Here is an 820-nt window from a genome sequence, read left to right on the forward strand (position 1 = left end):
CCCGGACGGGCAGCTTGGCCACCGCTGGTTCTGTTCAAGGCGCTTTTGCTGCAGTCACTCTACGGCCTGTCGGATCGCGAACTTGAGGAGGCGCTTGGCGACCGGCTGTCGTTCCGGCGCTTTGTAGGGCTCGGGCTGGAGGAGAGCGTTCCCGACCACACGGTGCTTTCGCGTTTTCGCAATCTGCTTGTCGGCGAAGGGCTGCTGGAGAAGCTGTTTGGCGAACTGGACCGGCAGTTGGAGAAAGCCGGTGTTATCCTGAAGCGGGGAACGATGCTGGATGCCACGCTGATCAATGCGGTTTCATTGCCCCCGACGGACGAGCGGACTTCGAAGGATACGGATGCCCGGCTCACCGCGCGAAAGGGCAAGGGCGGCTTCACCTTTGGCTACAAAGCCCATGTCGGGGTGGATGAGGGCTCTGGCCTGATCCGCACGGTGATTACCACGCCAGCCAACGTCAACGACACGGTGATGGCCGATAACTTGATCTGCGGCGACGAGAAGACGGTGTGGGCGGACGCCGCCTACGACACCCATGCCCGCCGCGCCCGGCTCAAGGCCGAGGGCAAGAAGGTGCGCATCGCGCGCCGCCCCAACAAGCACCATGCGCTGCCGCCGCGGCTCAAACATTACAACCGCCTGATCGCCAGACGGCGAGCGGCGGTGGAGACCACTTTCGCCACGCTCAAGAACCGCATGAAGCTGACCAATATCCGCTATGTCGGACTGGCGAAGGCCACCGCCCAGGTGACATTGGCGGCGATCGCCTTCAACATGCGCCGATGGGCCGCCATCACGGGATAGGTGCGCCCGCAGC

General features: G+C 63.8%; 1 protein-coding gene. It reads left to right on the top strand.

Annotated features, from left to right (window positions below; all coding sequences use genetic code 11):
• Nucleotides 1-807: IS5 family transposase (locus NKH42_RS31160; RefSeq protein ID WP_352753731.1), on the top strand; the 807-nt coding region annotated here is incomplete at its 5' end.
• Nucleotides 808-820: the final 13 nt, after the last annotated feature.

It is taken from the genome of Mesorhizobium sp. M1142 (assembly GCF_040318565.1).
Lineage (GTDB): Bacteria > Pseudomonadota > Alphaproteobacteria > Rhizobiales > Rhizobiaceae > Mesorhizobium.